Here is a 19,443-nt window from a genome sequence, read left to right as displayed (position 1 = left end):
GAGGCGGACGCGATGACCCCACCTGACGAGATGCGCAACCACGACACGACGGACGTGGTCACGCCCGACGCCCCGGGAGTGGTGCTCCTGGTGTGGGACGCGCCCAACGTCGACATGGGGCTGGGGTCCATCCTGGGCGGCCGCCCCACCGCGATCTACCGGCCGCGCTTCGACGCGCTCGGCCGCTGGCTGCTCGGGTACACCGCCGACCTGTCCCTGCAGACCGAGGACACCCTCGAGGCCGAGGCGACGGTCTTCACCAACATCGTCCAGGGCACCTCGGACAACGTCCGGCCGTGGGTCGAGGCGCTGCGCAACGTCGGCTTCGCCGTGTTCGCAAAGCCCAAGACCAGCGACGACTCCGACGTCGACGAGGACATGCTCCAGCACATCGACCTGCGGGCCGGCTCCGGCCGCCTCGCGGGCGTGGTGGTGGCGTCGGCCGACGGTCAGGCGTTCCGCGAACCGCTAGAGGACCTCGCCCACGACATCCCGGTCACGGTGATCGGGTTCCGCGAGCACGCCACCTGGGCCGTCCAGCACGACACCATCACGTTCCTCGACCTCGAGGACATCCCCGGTGTGTTCCGCGAGCCGCTGCCCCGGGTCAGCCTCGAGAACCTGCCCGACGAGGGTGCCTGGCTGCAGCCGCTGCGGCCGCTCACGGCCCTGCTCACCTCGCGCTAGGAGTTCCCCGGTGTTCAACTCACTCGGGCGGTTCGTCGCCCACCGCCGCGTGCTGGTCCTGGTGTGCTCGGTTCTCGTCATGGCGTTCATCAGCCTCGCCGGGACCGCGTTCGGCAACCCGTTCGGTCAGGGCGGGTTCGAGGACCCCGACAGCGGGTGGGCGACCGCCGAACAGCTCGAGCAGGAGGCGTACGGACGCGATGCGCTCGGCGACGTCGTGGTGTCGTACCACGCACCCGAGGGCACCTCGGTCGACGATCCCGCCTTCCAGGACCCGATCCGCGCCTCACTCGAGTCGATCCGCACCGAGCACCCCGACGAGGTCACCGGCGTCACCAGCTTCGTGTTCAACCAGTCCCCGGCCCTGGTCAACAGGGACGAGGGCATCGTCGTGGCCTCCATCCAGATCGCCGGCGAGGAGGAGGAGATCCTCGAGAACTTTCGGGTGATCGAGGACGAGATCGCCATCGACGGAATCCAGACCGACGTCGCGGGTGTGCAGGCGGTCGCCGGTGCGCTGCAGGACGGGATGGACGCCGACCTGGTCCGCGCCGAGCTCATCGCGCTGCCGCTGGTGTTCCTGCTGCTGATCGTGGTGTTCGGTGGTGTCGTGGCCGCGTTCATGCCGGTCGCGGTGGGCGTGCTCACGATCCTCGGTTCGCTCGGGGCGCTGCACCTGCTGTCGCTGGTCACCCCGGTGAACTCCTTCGCCCAGAACGTGGTGACCCTGATCGGCCTGGGCCTGGCGATCGACTACGGCCTGTTCGTGGTGAGCCGGTTCCGGGAGGAGATGGCCGAGGGCTACCCACCGGACGCGGCGGTGCGCCGGGCAGTGGCCACCGCCGGCCGGACCGTGGTGTTCTCGGCGGTCATGGTGGGCGTGACCCTGTCCGGGCTGCTCATCTTCCCGCAGGCCTTCCTCAAGTCCGTCGCCTACGGCGCGATCGCCGCCGTCATCCTCGCCGCCGCACTGTCGGTGACGCTCCTGCCGGCCGTGCTGATGCTGCTCGGCCACCGCATCGACATGCTCGGCATCAAGCGACTGCAGCGTCACCGCTCGCGCGAGCAGGTGGAGAACGGCCTGTTCGGTCGCGTCGCCGACTTCTCCATGAAGCGCCCGGTGGCTGTGGCCATCCCCGTCGTCGTGGTGCTGGTCGCGCTCATCATCCCGTTCTCCGGCGTGAAGTTCGGCGGCATCAACGAGACCTACCTCCCGCCGGACAACACCACCCGCGTCGCGCAGGAGCAGTACGACGAGAACTTCCCCGGCACCCGCACCGACCCGGTCAAGCTCGTGGTGATCGGCTCCGACGGGGCGACCCTGTCGCAGATCCGCTCGGCGGCCAACGAGGCGCCGGGTCTGACCGGTCCGTTCCAGTTCGCCCGCTCGGGCGAGCAGGACGCGCAGGGGCGCGACGTGGTGGTGTTGCAGACCGGCGTGATCGACCGGAACGACGCCGCCGAGACCGTCGAGTACCTGCAGTCCTTCCCGATCCCCGCGGACACCGAGGTGTACGTCGGCGGCAACCCGGCCATGGAGCGCGATTCGGTCGAGGCCCTGGTCGACGGTCTGCCGTGGTTCGTGCTGTACGTCCTACTGGCGACCACGCTCCTCATGTTCCTGGCGTTCGGGTCGCTGGTGCTGCCGATCAAGGCCGCGATCATGAACCTGCTCGGGCTCGGCGCCACTCTCGGCATCCTCACCTGGATCTTCGTCGACGGGCACCTGTCCGGGTTGCTCGGATTCACCGCCGGCCCGCTCACCTCGCCGGTCGTGGTGCTGCTCATGGCGATCATCTACGGGCTGTCCACGGACTACGAGGTGTTCCTGGTCTCGCGGATGGTCGAAGCACGCTCGCGCGGCGCCCGCACCACGGAGGCCATCCGCAGCGGTGTGGCCAACACCGGCCGGATCATCACCTCGGCCGCGCTCATCCTCATCGTGGTGACCGGCGCGTTCGCGTTCTCCGAGATCGTGATGATGAAGTACATCGCGTTCGGCATGATCGCCGCGCTCATCATCGACGCCACCGTGATCCGCATGCTGCTCGTGCCGGCGGTCATGCAGATGCTCGGCACCGACAACTGGTGGGCGCCCGGGTGGATGAAGCGCGTCCAGGAAAGGATCGGCCTCGGCGAGGCGGAGATCGACGACGAGCCCGAGCTGCTCACCGGCCGATCCGCCACCACCGGTGCCGCCGAGCCGGTCCCCGCCGCGGACTCCGCGAACGCTGCGGACTCCGCGGATTCCGAGGGCGCCGGACAGCCGGGGGTCGCCGCACCCACCACGGGCGTGGGTGTGCTCGACCGCGAGCCCGGGGCCGAGCCGGAGCCGGAGTTCGAGCCGGAACTTGAGCCGGAGGCGGAGTGGCGGTCCGGGCCGGAGACCGAGCCGGAGGCGGAGTTCGAGCCGGTCCGTGACCCCGAGTACGACGAGGAACCCGACACCACCGAGGAGGGGAAGATCCCCGCCTCCGACCTGATCGCCCGTCTGATGCGGGAACGTCAGCAGGGACGCGACGCGTGACGCCCGCCAGGGCCCGGCGGTGTGGGTCCTGGGCCGGGTCGGATCCTTTGGTTATGGTGGGTCGATGATGGGCACGCGGGGCGCCGAGGCGCGGCGTCGCATCCGGGTGGTCCTGGGCAATCCGTGGTTCAAGGCCATCGCGACCCTGACTGTCCTGGGCTTCATCCTCTACTGGCTCCGTGGCCAGATGCCGTTCTTCGCCGAGGGATTCGAGGCCGTCACCCGCCCGCACTGGGGTTGGGTCGCGGCCGCGCTGGTGTTCTCCTACCTGTCGATGTCGAGTTACGGCTCGGTACAGAAGCTGCTGCTGCAGTCCGCCGGTGTCAGGGTGGGCTACTGGGGCAGCGTCGGCCTGGTCTTCTCCGCCAACGCGTTCTCCACGAGCATCCCGGGCGGCCAGGTCTTCGGCACCACCCTGACGTACCGCAAGACCCGGCAGTGGGGAGCCACCCGCGTCGTCGCCTCGTGGCAACTCGTCATCTCCGGCGTGCTGTCGACCGTCGGCATCGTCCTGCTGGCGCTGCTCGGCTTCTTCCTGGTGGGGACGGTGTCCAACCCGTTCCTGCTGGCGCTCTCGGCCATGGGTCTGGTGGGGATCGTGGTGGTGGTCCAGTGGGCCGCCCGGAACCCCGACAGGATCGAGGGGTCTCTCCTGGCGCTCCTCGAGTGGGTCAACGCGCGGCGTCGCAAGCCCGCCGACCACGGTGCCGCCGCGGTGCGCAAGGTCGTCGAGCAGGCCGAGGCCGTCGAACTGACCAAGACGCAGTTGTCCAAGGCCTTCGCGTTCTCCCTGCTCAACTGGGTCGCCGACATCGGCTGCCTGTGGGCGGCGGCCAACGCCGTCGGTGCCCAACACAGCATCGGCGGGCTGTGCATCGCCTACGTGACCGGCAAGATCGTGGCCAGCGCGCCCATCACCCCCGGCGGGCTGGGGACCGTGGAGTTCGCGCTCATCACGACCCTGACCGCGGGCGGGCTCGGCGCGCATCAGGCGTTCGCGACGGTGTTCGTCTACCGCATCGTCAGCTTCGTGCTGGTCGCCCTGGCCGGCTGGGTGGTCTTCTTCCTCTTCTACCGGGGTGCCGTGGACCTCGACCCCGACGCCGACCCGGACGACGCCGACGACCCGGGGGAGAACACCTCGTCGTCGTCCCCCTCTCCGTCCCCCGCGGCGGCGTATACCGCCGCGTCGCGGCAGACCGTCGCGGCGGCCCCGCCGGCCGGGATTTCGGCGATGTGGCCGCTCAAGGGCACACCGTGGCGGCCCCACGTGCACCACGACTCGGGTCCCATCCCGCTACTGCGCGTGCGTGAGGACGGGGTCGTGGACGACGAGGCCGGCGATGCGTCCTGCTCGGTCAGCGCGAGCGAGCGACGGGAGGGGAAGAGACGGTGAGTCGTGTGGCCGTGCCGGTGATGATCGTGCTCGATGCGGTGTTGGTGGTGGTGTTCTCCACGTTCGGCCGGGGCGCGCACTCCGAGGGGCTCGGCGTGGCCCAGGTCTGGGGTACGGCGTGGCCGTTCCTCATCGGGCTGGCAGTGGGGTGGCTGATCCTGCTGACGACCCGCCGCCCGCCCGCCGCCGTCGGGTCGGGCGTACTGCTGTGGCTGGCCACGCTGGTGGTGGGCATGGTGATCCGCGGTCTCGGTGACGGGCGTGTGCCGCACTGGAGCTTCATGGTGGTGGCGGGCGTCGTCACCGCCGTCCTCCTCATCGGATGGCGTGCGATCCGCGCCGCCGTGGTGCGGCGACGCGAACCCGCACCGCGCTGACGTCCCCCGCGGTCAGCGCATTCCGGGTCAGCGCATTCCGGGCGGCAGCTGGGCCACGACCTCGCGGGGGATCTCGATGGTCTCCGCTAGGCGCACCCCGTCCGGGGCCGGCAGGTCGCGCGGTACGGGGATCGTGAACGGCTCGACCGGGACGGGTGCCTCCGGCGGGATCCCGGCGGGCGCCTCGACGATCTCGCGGTCCGACACGAGCTCTGGGGCGGGCGGGGGAGGCGGCGCCGGTGCGGGCTCCTGTGTGGATTCGGGTGCGGGGGCTGGCGCGGGTGCGGGTGCGGGTGCGGGCTCGACGTGGCCGAGCCAGGCGTGGAGGTCGTCGCGGGTTCCGGCGAAGACGTTGAGATCCACGGCGTCGGTGAAGCCGGGCACCTCACCGGTCTCGGAGCGCTGCCAGAACAGCCACTCGTTCCAGCCGCCGATCACGGGCAGGGTGGGCTCGGACACCCCGTACTCGGCGAGCCACAGCGGGAACTCGGCGAAGCGGTGGGTGTTGGCCATCCGATCGATCCAGAAGTAGCGGTAGGTGTAGAGGATCGGCGCGCGACCGGTCCGGTGGGCGAGAGTGTCGAGGAAGACCTGCGTCCAGTCGGCCAGCTCGGCGGGGTCGAGGCCCTCGTCCTTCTCCAGATCGAGCACCGGCGGGAGCTGCGGGCCGCCGACGGACTGCAGTCGGTCGGCGAACGCGTGGGCCTGCTGCGCGGGGTCCATGGCGGGGCGCGCCATGTGATAGCTGCCGACGAGCATGCCGGCGGCGCGCGCATCGGCGACGTCGGACTCGTAGTAGCGGTTGGCGGGTCCGGTGCCCTCGGTGGCCTTGATGAAGGCGAAGGACTGCCCGGACGCGGCGGCCGCGTGCCAGTCGACGCCGGCACCGTGCGGGTGCTGCCAGCTCGCGGCGTCGACCCCCTGCGCGAGGCCGTGGTAGGCGGGCGCCAGGGGGACGCCGGCGTCGGCGCGCGGGGAGATGACGACGACGAGGAGGCCGAGGGAAAGAGCTGCTGCAGAGGCCACGGCGACGAGAAGGCGGGGAAGGGGGGCGCGTCGGGCCGACGGTCCGGCAGATGTCATGGGCTGAGTATGTTGCAACCCCTCCAGTCACACAAGCAACTCAGGCAACATTTCCCACATCTGTCTAGTTCCGGTCCGCATGGCGGTCGCGGTGAGGCGCCGGGAGAGTGGCCGGAGGGTGGCCGGAGAGTGGCCGGGATCACGGGTTGATCACAACCTGTAACACGCTGTCCCACGCGTTCGGTGACCTGGTTTCTTCACCTACTATTAAGGCAATCCCACCGACCAGTCGGGAGTGCCCCTCAATGAACAATGCGATCGACCTGACCACCCCGCGTTACCGCCAGGACCTCGTGACCGAGGTCGATGGCCCGGGCGACGACCCCTTCCTGGAGGTGTCGGTCGCCGAGACCGTGATGTTGGACGAGCACGGCGCGGGGCGGGGCGTTCCCGAGTTGCGGCTACAGACCGGGGCCGAGGGCATCACGCTCACCGATCGTGACCAGATCCTGCAGCTCCAGGCGATCATCAACCGCGCAGTGAACCAGTGGCGCGAGTCCGCCTCGCACCTGATTTGAGCTCTCCTCGAGCGACTCGACGCGCTGCGCCCTGACGTCGGGCGGTCGGATGTGTGCGGCCGGATGCGGGTGGCCGGTCAGTCGACCCGGATCCCCGCCTCGCCGATCAGCGCCAGGCCCACGCCCAGCACCTGGTCGGGCGAGATGAGGGCGCCCCGCAATGCCGACGCCCCGCGTAGGTCCTCCAGGTCGGCGCCGCGCAGGTCCACGGCCGAGAGGGTGGCCCGGTCGAACGCGGCCCCACGCAGGTCGGAGCCCTCGGTGGTCAGATCGGCGATGCGCGCCTCGAGCAGGTCGGCCTGCCGGCACCGTGTCGAGGCGAGGCGGACCCGCTGCAGTCGGGCCATCCGTAGGTTGATCATGTCCGCGTGGCAGTCCTCGAATGTCACGTCGGTCAGTCGTGCGTCGGACAGCACGATCCCGGTCAGTCGGCAGCCCGCGAACCTCACGCGGGTGAGCGAGGCGCCGTCGGCCACCAGTCCCGACAGGTCGCAGCCGCTGATCACGACATCGGTCAGCCTCAGGCCGTCCGCGCGGGCGCCGCTCAACCGGAGGTTCTCGAGTGCGGATTCCCGGATCTCCATCCCGCCGATCTGCGCCTCGCCCTCCTCCGGGTCGGGCGCGTGTTCGGCGGCGGCCAGGACCCCGTCCCACAGGCCGTCCGTCTCGAGTTCGGTGCGCGGCGGCTCGAGCTGCTCCCGCCTGGGGACGACGGGGGCGGCGGGTGGACGGGGTGAGTTCGAACGGCGACGCAGCGGTGGGGGCACGGCCGTCAGCGTAGAGGGGGCGCGATCAGGGAAGGTCGCAGAGTCGCCGGAACTGGTCCCACTGGGCCTCCAGCGCTGCCGGGGAAACGGTCGGCTGCACGGCGATGCCCGACAGTCGACTCGCCACCGCGGACAGCGCGTTGTCGGTGACCCCGTCGGCGAGGCGGCGGACCTCGGCCGAGGTTGCCTCGCGGTCGTCGTCGGTGCCGTGGACGAGCCGGTGGACGGGTTCGGTCAGTGCCCCGCAGCCCGGGGTGGCCGCCGGCCCGGGCGTCGGGGGCGGCGTCGTCGCGGTGGGGGCCGCGGCTCCCGGGGATGAGGTGGCCGTCGCGATGGTCGAGGTGGCCGTGGCCGGGACGGCGGGTTCCGCGGTCCCGGGGGTCTGGTCTCCGACGCTGACCTGGCCGCACCCGGACAGCGCCAATGCGAGTGACGCGGCCGCCGCGACGACGGTGCCGGCCGCTGCTCTACCGGGGATCATGGGCCGACACTAGCGGCATCTGGGAATCCGTGGGGCGCAGGCGTACTCTGGTCCGCGAGATAGACCGATCGGTCTATCGGAGTGCGTGAGGAGCGAGAACTGTGAGTCTGCGAGAAGCGTTCGTCTTCCCCGAGATCGTCAACGACTACGCCGCGCGGTGCACCGCCGCCCTCGTGGTGACGCTCGCGGTGATCACCCTCCTCGCTCCCGAGCCCGCCAGGACATGGCTGGCGGGAGCGCTGGTGGTGGGTTTCGCGCTCCGGGTTGCCGGCGGCCCGCGGTACTCGCCGTTCGGTCGCCTGTCGGTCCATGTGCTCGCGCCCCGGGTCAGCGACGAGCCCAAGATGGTCGCCGGCGCGCCCAAGCGATTCGCCCAGACGATCGGCCTGGTGATGTCCTCGATCGCGTTCGGACTGTTCCTCGCCGGGTTCGCGGTGGCGGGCAGCGTCGTGCTCGGTGTGCTGGTCGCCGCCGCGCTCGCCGAGGCCGCGCTCGGCTTCTGCCTGGGCTGCTGGATGTACGGGCAGCTCCAGCGGGTCGGCATCGTCTCGGAGGACGCGTGCGTGGACTGCGCGGACATCTGGGCGCGGCCCGGGATGACGGCCCGCAATTAAAGGGCGGCCCGGGAGGACCTCCCGGCTACGCGCCCGCGATGGTCCATTCACGCAGCCCAACCCCTCGATGAGTGTGCAATCGGGCAGCGTAGGCCAGCGAGGACGTGGAGCCGGGGCCGCTTGTGGTGGCGGTGTGAGCGGTCTTGATCGCGGACGACCTGTCGTGGTGCCGCGATACTGTGGACCCATGAGTACTCCCGCTGACGGCAACGCCTCCGACCGGCCCGACGACCCGTTCGGCGGTCGGGCGAACGAGCAGTGGCCCGGTCACGACGGCGGTCAGCAGTACGGGGCCGGCGGCTACGGCGGTCAGCAGTACGGGAGCCCGCAGTACGGAACCCCGCCGTACGGGAGCCCGCAGGGCGGCGGTCAGTTCGACCCGGGTCAGTACGGCGCGCAGCCCTTCTACGGCGCCGAGTACGCCTACGGGGCGCAGCAGCCGTACGGGATGCAGTCCTATGGTCAGCGGTACGGGATGCAGTCCTACGGTCAGTTCCCGCCGGCGGCCCGCAAGGACCCGGCGCTGATGCTGGTGGCGTCCCTCCTCGTGCCCGGCCTGGGGACGATGCTGGTTGGCCGGGCCGGTAGGGGTGTGGGCATCCTCGCCGGCTACCTCGTGGGTGCTCTGCTCTCGGTCATCCTCATCGGACTGCCCATCATGTTCGGGTTCTGGATCTGGGGGATGGTCGACGCCTACCAGGGCGCCAAGGATCACAACGCCCGCCACGGCCTGCCCTGACCCGCGTCCGGCAGCCGCGCGCGGCATCCACGACCACCGGCCCGCCTCACCGGTTCGGCGCATCCCGTCGGCCCGCCTCGTCGTCGTCACGGAGGTGGCGACCTCCGACGTCGTGCCGACCGCCCACCCCGCGACCACTTACGTAACCTGGTCACATGACAGCGACCGAGATCCCCACCACCGACGCGCCCCGTCCCTCGGGCCTCGACCTGCAGTACGTCGATCCGGACGTCCGGCCCCAGGACGACCTCTACCAGCACGTCAACGGCACCTGGATCCGTGAGCACGTGATCCCCGCCGACCGGCCGATCGACGGTGCGTTCCTCGCCCTGCGCGACCTGTCCGAGGAGCGGGTGCGCGACATCATCACCGACGCCCCGGTCGACTCGCAGATCGGCGCCTTCTACGCCTCCTTCATGGACACCGATGCCGTCGAGGCCGCTGGCGTGGCCGCGCTCGCGCCCGATCTGGCCGAGATCGACGGTGCGACCGACGCCGACTCGCTCGCGCTGGCGATGGCACGGCTGGAGAAGGTGGGCGTCGGCGGGCTGATCGGTGCCTACGTCAACAACGACGCCAAGAACTCGAGCGAGTACATCCTCTACCTGGTGCAGTACGGCATCGGGCTGCCGGACGAGTCCTTCTACCGCGAGGACCAGTACGCCGAGATGCGCGAGCAGTACACCGACCACATCGCCCGGATGCTCGACCTCGCCGGGCTGGTCGACGACGTGGACGGGGAGACCGGGGCCCGCCGGACCGCCGAGCGGATCGTCGCGCTGGAGACCCGCATCGCCGCCGCCCACTGGGACGTGGTGGCCCGTCGCGACGCGGACAAGACCTACAACCCCGTCACCTGGGACGAGTTGCCGCAGCAGGCACCCGGTTTCCCGTGGCACGACTGGGCCCGCGAGCTCGGCGGCACCGAGGAGACGTTCGGCCGGCTCGTGGCGATGCAGCCCGACTTCCTCACCGCAGTGGCCGAGCTGTGGTCGGGCGAGCCGCTCGAGACGTGGAAGGAATGGCTGCGCTGGCGGACCGTCTCCTCCCGGGCGCCGTTCCTGACCTCGGACCTGGTGGACGAGAATTTCCGCTTCTACGGCACCGTCATGTCCGGCACCGAGGAGATCAAGGCCCGCTGGAAGCGCGGCGTCGGCGCGGTCGAGGCCGCCCTCGGCGAGGAGGTCGGCAAGGAGTACGTGGCCCGGCACTTCCCGCCCGGCCACAAGGCGCGGATGGTCGAGCTGGTGGAGAACCTCACCGAGGCCTACCGCTATTCGATCAGTCGGCTGCCGTGGATGACCCCGGCCACCCGCGAGCGGGCGCTGGACAAGCTCGAGGCGTTCGTGCCCAAGATCGGCTACCCCGACAAGTGGCGCGACTACTCGGCGCTCGAGGTCCGCGCCGACGACCTGCTCGGCAACGTGCGCCGGTCCGCCGAGTTCGAGCACCACTACGAGCTGGGCAAGCTCGGCGGCCCGGTCGACCGCGGTGAGTGGCACATGACGCCGCAGACGGTCAACGCCTACTACAACCCGGTGATGAACGAGATCGTCTTCCCGGCCGCCATCCTGCAGCCGCCGTTCTTCGACGCCGACGCCGACGACGCCGCCAACTACGGGGCGATCGGCGCGGTGATCGGGCACGAGATCGGCCACGGCTTCGACGACCAGGGAGCGAAGTACGACGGCGACGGCAACCTGGTCGACTGGTGGACCGACGACGATCGCGAGGCGTTCGGAACCCGCGTGGAGGCACTGATCGCCCAGTACGAGGGCCTCACCCCCGACGGCCTGGACTCGGACAAGGACCACGTCAACGGGGCCTTCACGGTGGGGGAGAACATCGGCGACCTGGGCGGACTGACGATCGCGCTGCTGGCCTACCGGCTGGCGCAGGGCGCCGACGGCGAACCCGCCGAGGGCACCGAGGTGGGTCCGGAGATCGACGGGATGACCGGCATCCAGCGGCTCATCACCTCGTGGGCGATCGTGTGGCGCACCAAGACCCGCGCCGAGGAGGCCGCCCGCCGGCTCGCCGTAGACCCGCACTCCCCGCCGGAGTTCCGCTGCAATCAGGTGGTGCGCAACCTCGACGACTTCCACGCCGCCTTCGGCGTGACCGAGGACGACGGCCTGTGGCTCGCCCCCGAGGAGCGCGTCAGCATCTGGTGAGCGTGTTCAGGCGCCGGTGAGTCGGCGGTGGTCGAGGTCGAACTCCCGCCGCGCGACCCTCTCGACCGCTCCGGAGGCGATGAGCTCGTGCAGTCGACGACTCAGCGTCTCCGGGGTCGTGCCCAGATGCGTGGCGAGATCGGCCTGGGACAGGGGTAGTCGAACCCGGGTCCGCCCGTCTGGTCGGGTCGACCCGGGCAACGACGCGAGGTAGCCCGACAGGCGCGTGACCACGTCCTCCGAGGTGAGCGACGCGAGGTGCTGTTCGCAGTCGACCACCTTCCGGGCCAGCGCGCGCGTGATCGAATCGTGTAGGACCGGGCACGCGGCGGCCACCGAACGAAGCGCGTCGTGCGACACGCTTTCCAGCGTGGTGGCCTCCGCGGCCACGACGGTGTGACGGGCAGGGCAGCCCAGCGCGTACTCCACCAGCCCGAGATGACTCCCGGGGCCGAGGACCCGGACGTGACGCTGGTGACCGGACCGGTCCTCTCGGGCGACGTGGAGGGTACCGGCCGTGACCACCGCCAGGCGGCCCACCGGTTCCCCGGTCACCTGCACCACCGCGCCTGGCCTCGCCGTGCTCTGCCGCGCAGAGGCGACCAGCGCGGCCCCACACCTGGGCGGCAACGAGGCGAACAGGATCGAGTCGGCGAACCTCGCGGATCCGGCGAATCCGGAATCGTCCCCGTGTGCGCTCATGCCCCCAGTGTCCCCCGTCAGCCCAGCGTGTGGAATTGCTCACTCGAAGTTGACGTACATCAATGCGAAGTCGGTGGCGTCGACCTATCTTCGGTAGCACGAATGATCGGGGAAGATATGTCTGAGGTTCTCGTACCGCCCACGCATCCGGCCCATCAGCTCGACCATCCGCCGGGCGTCCCCACAGGTGCAGGGCGTCCGGGCTCTGCGGTGTGGAAGACGCTGACGACGACCGATCACAAGCTGATCGGCCTCATGTACATCTCCACGTGCTTCGCGTTCTTCGCCATCGGTGGTCTGATGGCGCTGCTCATCCGGACCGAACTGTTCCTCCCGGGCATGCAGTTCCTGTCGAACGAGCAGTACAACCAGTTGTTCACGATGCACGGCACCGTGATGTTGCTGTTCTACGGGACGCCGATCGTCATCGGGTTCGGCAACTACATCATGCCGCTGCAGATCGGTTCCCCCGACGTGGCGTTCCCCCGGCTCAACGCGTTCGGCTTCTGGCTGTTCACCTTCGGCGGCGTCATTGTGCTGTCGGGCTTCCTGACCCCCGGCGGCGCGGCGTCCTTCGGCTGGACCATGTACATGCCGCTGGCGGACAAGATCCACTCCCCGGGCGTGGGGGCGGACCTGTGGATCCTCGGCGTGGGCATCGGCGGTATCGGCACGATCCTCGGTGCGGTCAACTTCGTCACCACCATCATCTGCCTGCGCGCACCGGGCATGACCATGTTCCGGATGCCGATCTTCACGTGGAACATCCTCGTCACCTCAGTGCTGATCCTGCTGATCTTTCCGTTGCTCACCGCGGCCGCGATGGGGGTGTTCTACGACCGCACCTTCGGTGGTCGGATCTACGACCCCGGTAACGGCGGGGCAATCCTCTGGCAGCACCTGTTCTGGTTCTTCGGTCACCCCGAGGTGTACGTCCTCGCGCTACCGTTCTTCGGCATCATCACCGAGATCCTGCCGGTTTTCTCCCGGAAACCGCTGTTCGGCTACGCCGGGCTGGTCTTCGCGACCCTCGCGATCGCGGCACTGTCGATGGCAGTGTGGGCGCACCACATGTTCGTCACCGGCGCAGTGCTGCTGCCGTTCTTCGCGTTCATGACGTACCTCATCGCCGTGCCCACGGGGGTGAAGTTCTTCAACTGGATCGGCACGATGTGGCGCGGGAAGATGACGTTCGAGACCCCCATGCTCTTCGCTCTGGGGTTCCTGGTGTCGTTCCTGTTCGGCGGACTGACGGGAGTCATGCTCGCGTCGCCGCCGATTGACTTCCAGGTGCACGATTCGTACTTCGTGGTGGCGCACTTCCACTACGTACTCTTCGGCACCGTCGTCTTTGCCACCTTCGCCGGCGTGTACTTCTGGTTCCCCAAGATGACGGGCCGGATGCTCGACGAGCGGCTGGGCAAGTGGCACTTCTGGCTGACGTTCATCGGCTTCCACCTGACCTTCCTGGTCCAGCACTGGCTGGGCAACCAGGGCATGCCGCGCCGGTACGCCGACTACCTGGAGTCGGACAACTTCACGGTCCTCAACCAGATCTCCACGATCGGCTCGTTCGTCCTCGGCATCGCGATGCTGCCGTTCATCTGGAACATCATCAGGAGCTGGCGCTACGGACCGATCGTCACCGTCGACGACCCGTGGGGCGCGGGCAACTCCCTCGAGTGGGCGACCTCCTGCCCGCCGCCGCGCCACAACTTCGTGACGCTGCCGCGAATCCGCTCCGAACGCCCCGCGTTCGAGCTGCACTACCCGCACATGAGCGATCGGATGCGCGCGGAGGCCCACGTCGGTGGACGGGGTAGTGCACAGGACCCGGACTCGTCCAAGGACGTCGGCGAGCGCGGGCCCTCGCCCCAGGACAGGTGAGTGCCGCGGGGCGGTCCGGCGGAAGACCCCTCCGCCGGTAGGGGGCGACCGATAGGGTCGGTGCCCATGACGATCCGCGTGGTGGAATGGTCGACGGGGTATCTGGGCCGGATGGCGGTCGAGGCGATCGACGCCCGCCCCGAGCTGGACCTGGTGGGCGTGTTCGTCTCCGACCCGGCCAAGGTCGGCGCGGACGCCGGGCGGCTCGCCGGCATGGGCCGTGAGCTGGGCGTCGAGGCCACCGATGACACCGCCGCGCTGCTCGCGCTGGAGCCCGACGCGGTGGTGTACACCGCCGAGACCGAGACCCGGTTCATGGAGGCCATGTCCGACTTCGGCCGCTTCCTGCGCGCCGGCGTCAACGTGGTGGCCTCCGGCCCGGTCCTGCTGCAGTACCCGCACGGCACACTGCCCGAGGAGATGATCTCCGAGCTGGCGGCGGCCGGACGCGAGGGCGGCGCCACGCTGCACGTCAACGGCATCGACCCCGGCTGCGCCAACGACGTCCTGCCGCTGGCCATGACGAGCCTGTCCCGGCGGATCGACCACATCCGCGTGGGCGAGATCGCCGACTACTCCGTGTACCACCAGGGCGAGACCATGCGGCGGCTGTTCGGCTTCGGCGCATCCATGGACACGCTTCCGCCACTGCTGCGACCGGGGATGCTCGCGGCGGGCTGGGGCTCGGTGGTGCGCCAAATCGCGGCCGCTCTCGAGGTCACCCTGGACGAACCACTGGTGGAGCGCCACGAGCGCCTGCCCGCGGACCGCGACCTGACCTTGTTGGCGTGTGAGGTCCCGGCGGGGACGCAGGCGGCGTTGCGGTTCGAGGTGGTGGGACAGGTCGACGGCGAGGACCGCATCGTCCTGGAACACGTGACCCGCACCGCGCCCGGCCAGGCTCCCGACTGGCCGCGGCCCGACCACGGGGACGGGTGCTACCGCATCGAGATCGCCGGCGAGCCCGCGATGCGGGTGGAGTTCGGCCACCACGCCGAGCACGGAGACCACAATGTCTCCGGCATGCTCATCACCGCGATGCGACTGGTCAACGCGGTCGAGGCGGTCGTGGCGGCCGAGCCCGGACTGGTCTACGCGAAGGACCTGCCGATGATCACCGGGCGTGGCTTAATGAGTACATGAGAACCCTGCGGGCCGCCCTGGCCGTCACCGCCGCCGCGCTCCTCGCAGTGACGGGCGCGGGCGCCGCGAACGCCACCGACCCGTCGACGCGGGCGCCGCTGCCGGTGCCGTACTCGTTCTTCACCGGGGCGGTTCAGGCGCTCACCGCCCCGGGGGCGGAGCTACCCGGGGCCAACGACTGGTCGTGCCGCCCCACCGCCGACAAGCCGCGCCCCGTCGTGTTGGTCCACGGCACCTCCGGCGGTGCGGTCACCAACTGGGCCACCTACGGACCACTGCTGCACAACGAGGGCTACTGCGTCTACACGCTCACCTACGGTGCGCTTCCCGGCCAGCCGTGGCCGGTGAGCATGCTGGGCGGTCTGTCCGACATCACCGAGGTCTCGGTGCCGCAGGTCGGCGAGTTCGTCGATCGTGTCCTCGCCTCGACCGGTGCCGAGCAGGTGGACCTCATCGGGCACTCGCAGGGAACGCTCGTCTCCGGCCTGGTCGCCAAGGTCGGCCGACCCGGCAAGGTGAACACCGTCGCCGCGATAGCACCCCTGTGGCACGGCTCCCGCGGGACCGGGTCCGGGGCGATCGGCACCGCCCTGGCCAGCGGGGACCGCGGACGCGCGGTCGAGATCGCGCCGTCCCTCGGCCAGATGGCCGCCGGGTCGGACATGCTCGAACTCCTGTGGTCGGGCGGCACCCCCTATGCGCCGGGCGTGACGTACCTCAACCTCGTGACCCGCTACGACCAGCTGGTCCAGCCGTATACGTCCGGTGTCGTGGAGGGCCCGCAGGCCACCAACATCACCATCCAGGACGGGTGTGAGCAGAACCGGGCCGAGCACCTGGCCATCGCCTCGGACGGCCGGACCGCCGACTTCATCCTGGGCGCCCTGGACCCGTCCGACCCGCGTGAACCGCGGTGCGAGGCGGTCGCCCCGTACCTGGGGCCGATTCCCCCGCTGCCGGGATCGTGACCCGGACCGGGATCGCGGGACTGCTCGCGGCGGCGGCCCTCGTCGTCGTCCCTGGTGTGGCGGCCCCCGCCTCCACGCACGCGCAGGTGCCCTGGCGGTGGTGGGACGGCGCGGCGTACCAACTCACCCACGGCCTGGCCGATCCGCCCGGGATCAACCGGGACGACTGCCGGCCGACGGCGCAGCGCCCCGCGCCGGTGATCCTCGTGCACGGCACCGGGCTCAACGGCGGGAACTCGTGGGCCACCCTCGGCGCCGCACTGGCCGCCGAGGGCTACTGCGTGTGGGCCCCCACCGTGGGCGCGCCACCCGGACCCGGCGGCGCCCCCGGGTCTGTGGGCGGCGTCGACTCGCTCACCGGCGCCTCCGCGCCGCAGCTCGCCGCAGAGATCGACCGGGTGCGTGCGCTCACCGGGGCCGCCGAGGTGGACCTGGTGGGGCACTCGCAGGGCGCGATCATCGCCTCCTACGTCACCGCGACCGCCCGGGCCGACGCCGTGCGCACCGTCGTCACGCTGGGCGCCGATCCCGCCCGGTCGGGCGACGGGCCACCCGAGTTCGTCACCGATCTGCTCGGCGTGCTGTCACCCGACACCGCGCGGCAGGACGCCGAGGCGACGCTCGCGTGGCTGGGCGAGGAGGGCGTCCCGTTCGCGCGCGGGGTGCGGTACGTGGCGGTGTCCTCGGACTACGACGAACTCACCGGGCCGGTGGTGGCGCCGGAGGTGCCGGACTTCGTGGACCTGGACGTGGTGCGGCTGCAGGACGGCTGCGAGGTCGACCGCTCGGGTCACCTGACCGTGTTGGCGTCGCCTCGTGCGGTGGACCTGGTGATCGACGCCCTCGGCGGGCCGCGGGACCCGGGTGGTGTCGAGCAGGCCGGCCCGCCGCCGCGCTGCGTTCCCGCGGATCAGCTGCTGGGCGTGCTCGCGCCCGTTCCGCCCCGGTGACCGCGCCGCCGGCGAGCGGGCGTCAGTAGTTCCAGTCGCCCTGGCCGTCGAACGCGCCGAACGGGCGGCCGGGCCCGTTCTTGACGATGAACGGGTCGCCGTTGCGGCTGGTGTCGTAGTACCAGCGGGCGTCGGCGGGGCTGACGTTGATGCAGCCGTGGGAGACGTTGCGGACACCCTGGTCGGCGACCGACCACGGTGCGGAGTGGATGTAGATGCCGTCGTAGGAGAGCCGGACGGCGTCGTTGATGATCGAGTTGTACCCGCCGTCCTCGATGCGCAGACCGAACGTCTCCGAGTTCATGCGGACCTCACGCCCGCGCTGGCCGGTGTAGTAGGTGCCGTTGTAGGTCTCCCAGCCGGGCCGTCCGGCGGAGGCCCGCATGGTGCGGATGTGCTGGCCGTTGCGGGTGACGGTGACGAGCTTGGTGCGGTCGTCGAACTCGGCGATCACGGCGTCGCCGGTGCGGAACGACTGCTGGCGCTTGCCGCCGGCCCACACGGTGACCGAGGTGTTGACCGGCCAGAACTCGTGGGGCCGCCAGCGCACCTCGCGGTCGTTCACCCAGTAGAACTTGCCCGGGACCGCCGGCTCGGTGCGGATGCCGATCGTGGCCTCGGCCCGCGCCCGGTCGCTGATGGGGCGGTCGAAGAAGAACATGACCGGCTGCGCCACGCCCACGATCTCGTTCGGGGTGGGGAAGATGTCGACGTTGCCGTACTCGGGTGTCGGCCGCGCGGGCCCGATGACCGGGTAGGTCAGTACGGGCATCGCGCCGACGCCCGGGATGGCCGGCGTGTACAGGGGCGCGTTCTCGAGCTGCGGCACCCCGGGAGGGCTCAGCGGCATGACGGACTGGGCCTCGGCGGTCGGGGCGGTGCCCGCGCCGACCGACACCCCCATGAGGAGCGCGATCGCGGCGAGGACCGCGGCGGCCACCGAGGGGCGGGAGGAACGGGTCATGTGAGGGGCTCCTGAGGGCGGCGAGGGATTCTCTAAGCGTTACGACAGACTTCTACCCGGATATATCGTGCGTCACAACCGAAGTGTTTCGGAGCGGCGGCCCGCGGCCGCCCGCGATCAGTAGTTCCAGTCGCCCTGACCGTCGAACGCGCCGAACGGTCGGCCGGGGCCGCCGGTGACGATGAACGGGTCGCCGTTGCGGGTGTTGTCGAAGTACCAGGCCGCGTCCTCGGGGCTGACGTTGATGCAGCCGTGCGAGACGTTGCGGACGCCCTGGTCGGCGACCGACCACGGCGCCGAGTGGATGAAGATGCCGTCGTAGCTCAGCCGCACGCCGTTCTCGACGATCGTGTCGTACCCGCCGGCGGTCCGGGACAGTCCCCAGGTCTCCGAGTCCATGCGCACCTCGCGGGCCCGCCAGCCGTTGTAGTAGACGCCGTTGTGGGTGGCGTAGGCGTCGCGGCCGGCGGAGGCCTTCATGGTGCGCACCACCTGGCCGTTGCGGGTGACGGTGACGGTGTGGGTGGCGTCGTCGTAGGTCGAGATCACCGCGTCGCCGGTGCGGAAGACGGTCTCACGCCCTCCGGCCCACACGGTGACGGAGGTGCCCGCGGGCCAGAACTCGTGTGGTCGCCAGCGCAGTTCCGAGTCGCCGACCCAGTAGAACTTGCCGTCCACGGCGGGCGCCGTGCGGATTCCCACCGACGCCTCGGCGCGGGCACGGTCGGCGACGGGCTGGTCGAACCGGATCATCACCGGTTGCGCGACGCCCACCGTCTCGCCCGAGGTGGGGTAGACCGAGGCCACCCCGGTCTCGGCCGTGGTCCGCCCGATGGCGGGGACTGGCAGGGTGAGTACGCCGGTCGATCCGCCGACCGCGGGCAGTGGCGCGGATTCCAGGCCCAGCGCGCCGACCGAGCCGGTGGATCCGGTGGGGCCGAGGAGTGACTGCGCGGAGGCGGCGGGGGAGAGGCCGACGACGACGAGGCAGGCCGTGGCCAGAAGCGTTGCGAAGGACCGGGTGCGGCGCGACATCGTTCTCCTCGAAAGCGGGTACCGCGGCGGGCGGCGACAGCGGGGGTCGCGTGAGGGCGGACAGCCAACCCCACGCGTCACATAAGTAACATCAGTAACAGTACATATCAGGTGCCCGGCCTGTACATCTCCGAGCGCGGGCGGGGATCACGGTGGGTGCCCGCTCCGCCGGGGACGCGCACCGACCCGGCCGGGCACCTTTCCAATGTTCGTTGGTATCGCCGCGGGGAGAACCGCTGGTAGATCCATGCGGCGGCCGTCGTTGAGCGAAAGTCAACGGAGAAACGCCTGATCATGGGCTTGATCGAACGGCAGCTGCAACATAGGGTCATCTCAGTCACCGCCGAGGGGTGGGTGGCGAAGTGAAGTGGTTGCTGAGGGGCTGCGACTTCACGTAACGAGGGGCCGGTCTTGCCGACCGGGGCACCTGG

Annotated in this window: 18 protein-coding genes; 12 read left to right on the top strand and 6 right to left on the bottom strand. The window is 70.4% G+C overall.

Features of this window, described 5'->3' with window-relative positions; genetic code table 11:
- The first annotated feature begins 12 nt into the window (after positions 1-12).
- The 4 genes from AC3DEV_RS15920 to AC3DEV_RS15905 all read left to right on the top strand — a co-directional run bounded on the left by AC3DEV_RS15920 (position 13) and on the right by AC3DEV_RS15905 (position 4,987).
- Positions 13-687, top strand: a complete 675-nt coding sequence (locus tag AC3DEV_RS15920; protein ID WP_096906650.1) for an NYN domain-containing protein — start codon at positions 13-15, stop codon at positions 685-687.
- Between the two features lie 10 nt (positions 688-697).
- A complete protein-coding gene (locus AC3DEV_RS15915) occupies positions 698-3,214 on the top strand; it encodes an MMPL family transporter (RefSeq protein ID WP_488372727.1) in 2,517 nt (838 codons plus the stop codon).
- A gap of 64 nt (positions 3,215-3,278) precedes the next feature.
- Complete coding sequence (locus AC3DEV_RS15910; RefSeq protein ID WP_163376241.1) at positions 3,279-4,610, top strand: lysylphosphatidylglycerol synthase transmembrane domain-containing protein; 1,332 nt, start codon at positions 3,279-3,281, stop codon at positions 4,608-4,610.
- A 5-nt stretch (positions 4,611-4,615) separates the two neighbouring features.
- On the top strand, positions 4,616-4,987 hold the full coding sequence (locus tag AC3DEV_RS15905) for a DUF3054 domain-containing protein (RefSeq protein WP_119193329.1): 372 nt from the start codon (positions 4,616-4,618) through the stop codon (positions 4,985-4,987).
- 27 nt (positions 4,988-5,014) lie between these two features.
- Here the strand turns inward: AC3DEV_RS15905 and AC3DEV_RS15900 are convergent, their stop codons facing one another.
- Positions 5,015-6,070, bottom strand: a complete 1,056-nt coding sequence (locus AC3DEV_RS15900) for a glycoside hydrolase family 25 protein (RefSeq protein ID WP_488372726.1) — start codon at positions 6,068-6,070, stop codon at positions 5,015-5,017.
- A gap of 245 nt (positions 6,071-6,315) precedes the next feature.
- On the opposite strand from AC3DEV_RS15900, the gene AC3DEV_RS15895 reads away from it, so the two are divergent.
- Complete coding sequence (locus AC3DEV_RS15895; protein WP_067715983.1) at positions 6,316-6,588, top strand: hypothetical protein; 273 nt, start codon at positions 6,316-6,318, stop codon at positions 6,586-6,588.
- A 77-nt stretch (positions 6,589-6,665) separates the two neighbouring features.
- On the opposite strand, the gene AC3DEV_RS15890 is transcribed toward AC3DEV_RS15895, so the two are convergent.
- Entirely contained in the window at positions 6,666-7,355 is a 690-nt protein-coding gene (locus AC3DEV_RS15890) for a pentapeptide repeat-containing protein (protein ID WP_488372725.1), read from the bottom strand.
- A 25-nt stretch (positions 7,356-7,380) separates the two neighbouring features.
- Positions 7,381-7,836, bottom strand: coding sequence for a hypothetical protein (locus AC3DEV_RS15885; RefSeq protein ID WP_488372724.1), 456 nt, complete (start codon positions 7,834-7,836; stop codon positions 7,381-7,383).
- A gap of 101 nt (positions 7,837-7,937) precedes the next feature.
- On the opposite strand from AC3DEV_RS15885, the gene AC3DEV_RS15880 reads away from it, so the two are divergent.
- The 3 genes from AC3DEV_RS15880 (at position 7,938) to AC3DEV_RS15870 (ending at position 11,363) form a co-directional block, all read left to right on the top strand.
- Positions 7,938-8,450, top strand: a complete 513-nt coding sequence (locus AC3DEV_RS15880) for a DUF4395 domain-containing protein (RefSeq protein WP_488372723.1) — start codon at positions 7,938-7,940, stop codon at positions 8,448-8,450.
- A gap of 187 nt (positions 8,451-8,637) precedes the next feature.
- On the top strand, positions 8,638-9,189 hold the full coding sequence (locus AC3DEV_RS15875; RefSeq protein ID WP_069390026.1) for a hypothetical protein: 552 nt from the start codon (positions 8,638-8,640) through the stop codon (positions 9,187-9,189).
- A gap of 155 nt (positions 9,190-9,344) precedes the next feature.
- Positions 9,345-11,363, top strand: a complete 2,019-nt coding sequence (locus AC3DEV_RS15870; RefSeq protein ID WP_488372722.1) for a M13 family metallopeptidase — start codon at positions 9,345-9,347, stop codon at positions 11,361-11,363.
- A 6-nt stretch (positions 11,364-11,369) separates the two neighbouring features.
- On the opposite strand, the gene AC3DEV_RS15865 is transcribed toward AC3DEV_RS15870, so the two are convergent.
- A complete protein-coding gene (locus AC3DEV_RS15865; RefSeq protein WP_488372721.1) occupies positions 11,370-12,065 on the bottom strand; it encodes a Crp/Fnr family transcriptional regulator in 696 nt (231 codons plus the stop codon).
- Between the two features lie 117 nt (positions 12,066-12,182).
- On the opposite strand from AC3DEV_RS15865, the gene ctaD reads away from it, so the two are divergent.
- The 4 genes from ctaD to AC3DEV_RS15845 all read left to right on the top strand — a co-directional run bounded on the left by ctaD (position 12,183) and on the right by AC3DEV_RS15845 (position 17,013).
- Entirely contained in the window at positions 12,183-13,952 is a 1,770-nt protein-coding gene (gene ctaD, locus AC3DEV_RS15860) for an aa3-type cytochrome oxidase subunit I (protein ID WP_488372720.1), read from the top strand.
- Positions 13,953-14,018: 66 nt separating this feature from the next.
- On the top strand, positions 14,019-15,095 hold the full coding sequence (locus AC3DEV_RS15855; protein WP_488372719.1) for an NAD(P)H-dependent amine dehydrogenase family protein: 1,077 nt from the start codon (positions 14,019-14,021) through the stop codon (positions 15,093-15,095).
- Complete coding sequence (locus tag AC3DEV_RS15850; protein ID WP_259821610.1) at positions 15,092-16,063, top strand: esterase/lipase family protein; 972 nt, start codon at positions 15,092-15,094, stop codon at positions 16,061-16,063. Before AC3DEV_RS15855 ends, AC3DEV_RS15850 begins: the two co-directional genes overlap by 4 nt.
- Positions 16,060-17,013: an esterase/lipase family protein gene (locus AC3DEV_RS15845; protein ID WP_488372718.1), complete on the top strand. Its 954-nt coding sequence runs from the start codon at positions 16,060-16,062 to the stop codon at positions 17,011-17,013. Before AC3DEV_RS15850 ends, AC3DEV_RS15845 begins: the two co-directional genes overlap by 4 nt.
- A gap of 22 nt (positions 17,014-17,035) precedes the next feature.
- Here AC3DEV_RS15845 and AC3DEV_RS15840 read toward each other — a convergent pair whose 3' ends face one another.
- Together AC3DEV_RS15840 and AC3DEV_RS15835 are read right to left on the bottom strand one after the other, a co-directional pair.
- Entirely contained in the window at positions 17,036-17,977 is a 942-nt protein-coding gene (locus AC3DEV_RS15840; protein WP_488372717.1) for a L,D-transpeptidase, read from the bottom strand.
- Between the two features lie 117 nt (positions 17,978-18,094).
- The gene (locus tag AC3DEV_RS15835) at positions 18,095-19,012 is read right to left on the bottom strand and encodes a L,D-transpeptidase (RefSeq protein ID WP_488372716.1); all 918 of its coding nucleotides are present in this window, start codon (positions 19,010-19,012) and stop codon (positions 18,095-18,097) included.
- Between the last annotated feature and the right edge of the window lie 431 nt (positions 19,013-19,443).

The organism is Dietzia sp. IBK-p2-15D, from assembly GCF_057773105.1.
This window is presented reverse-complemented; position numbering and strand designations above follow the sequence as displayed.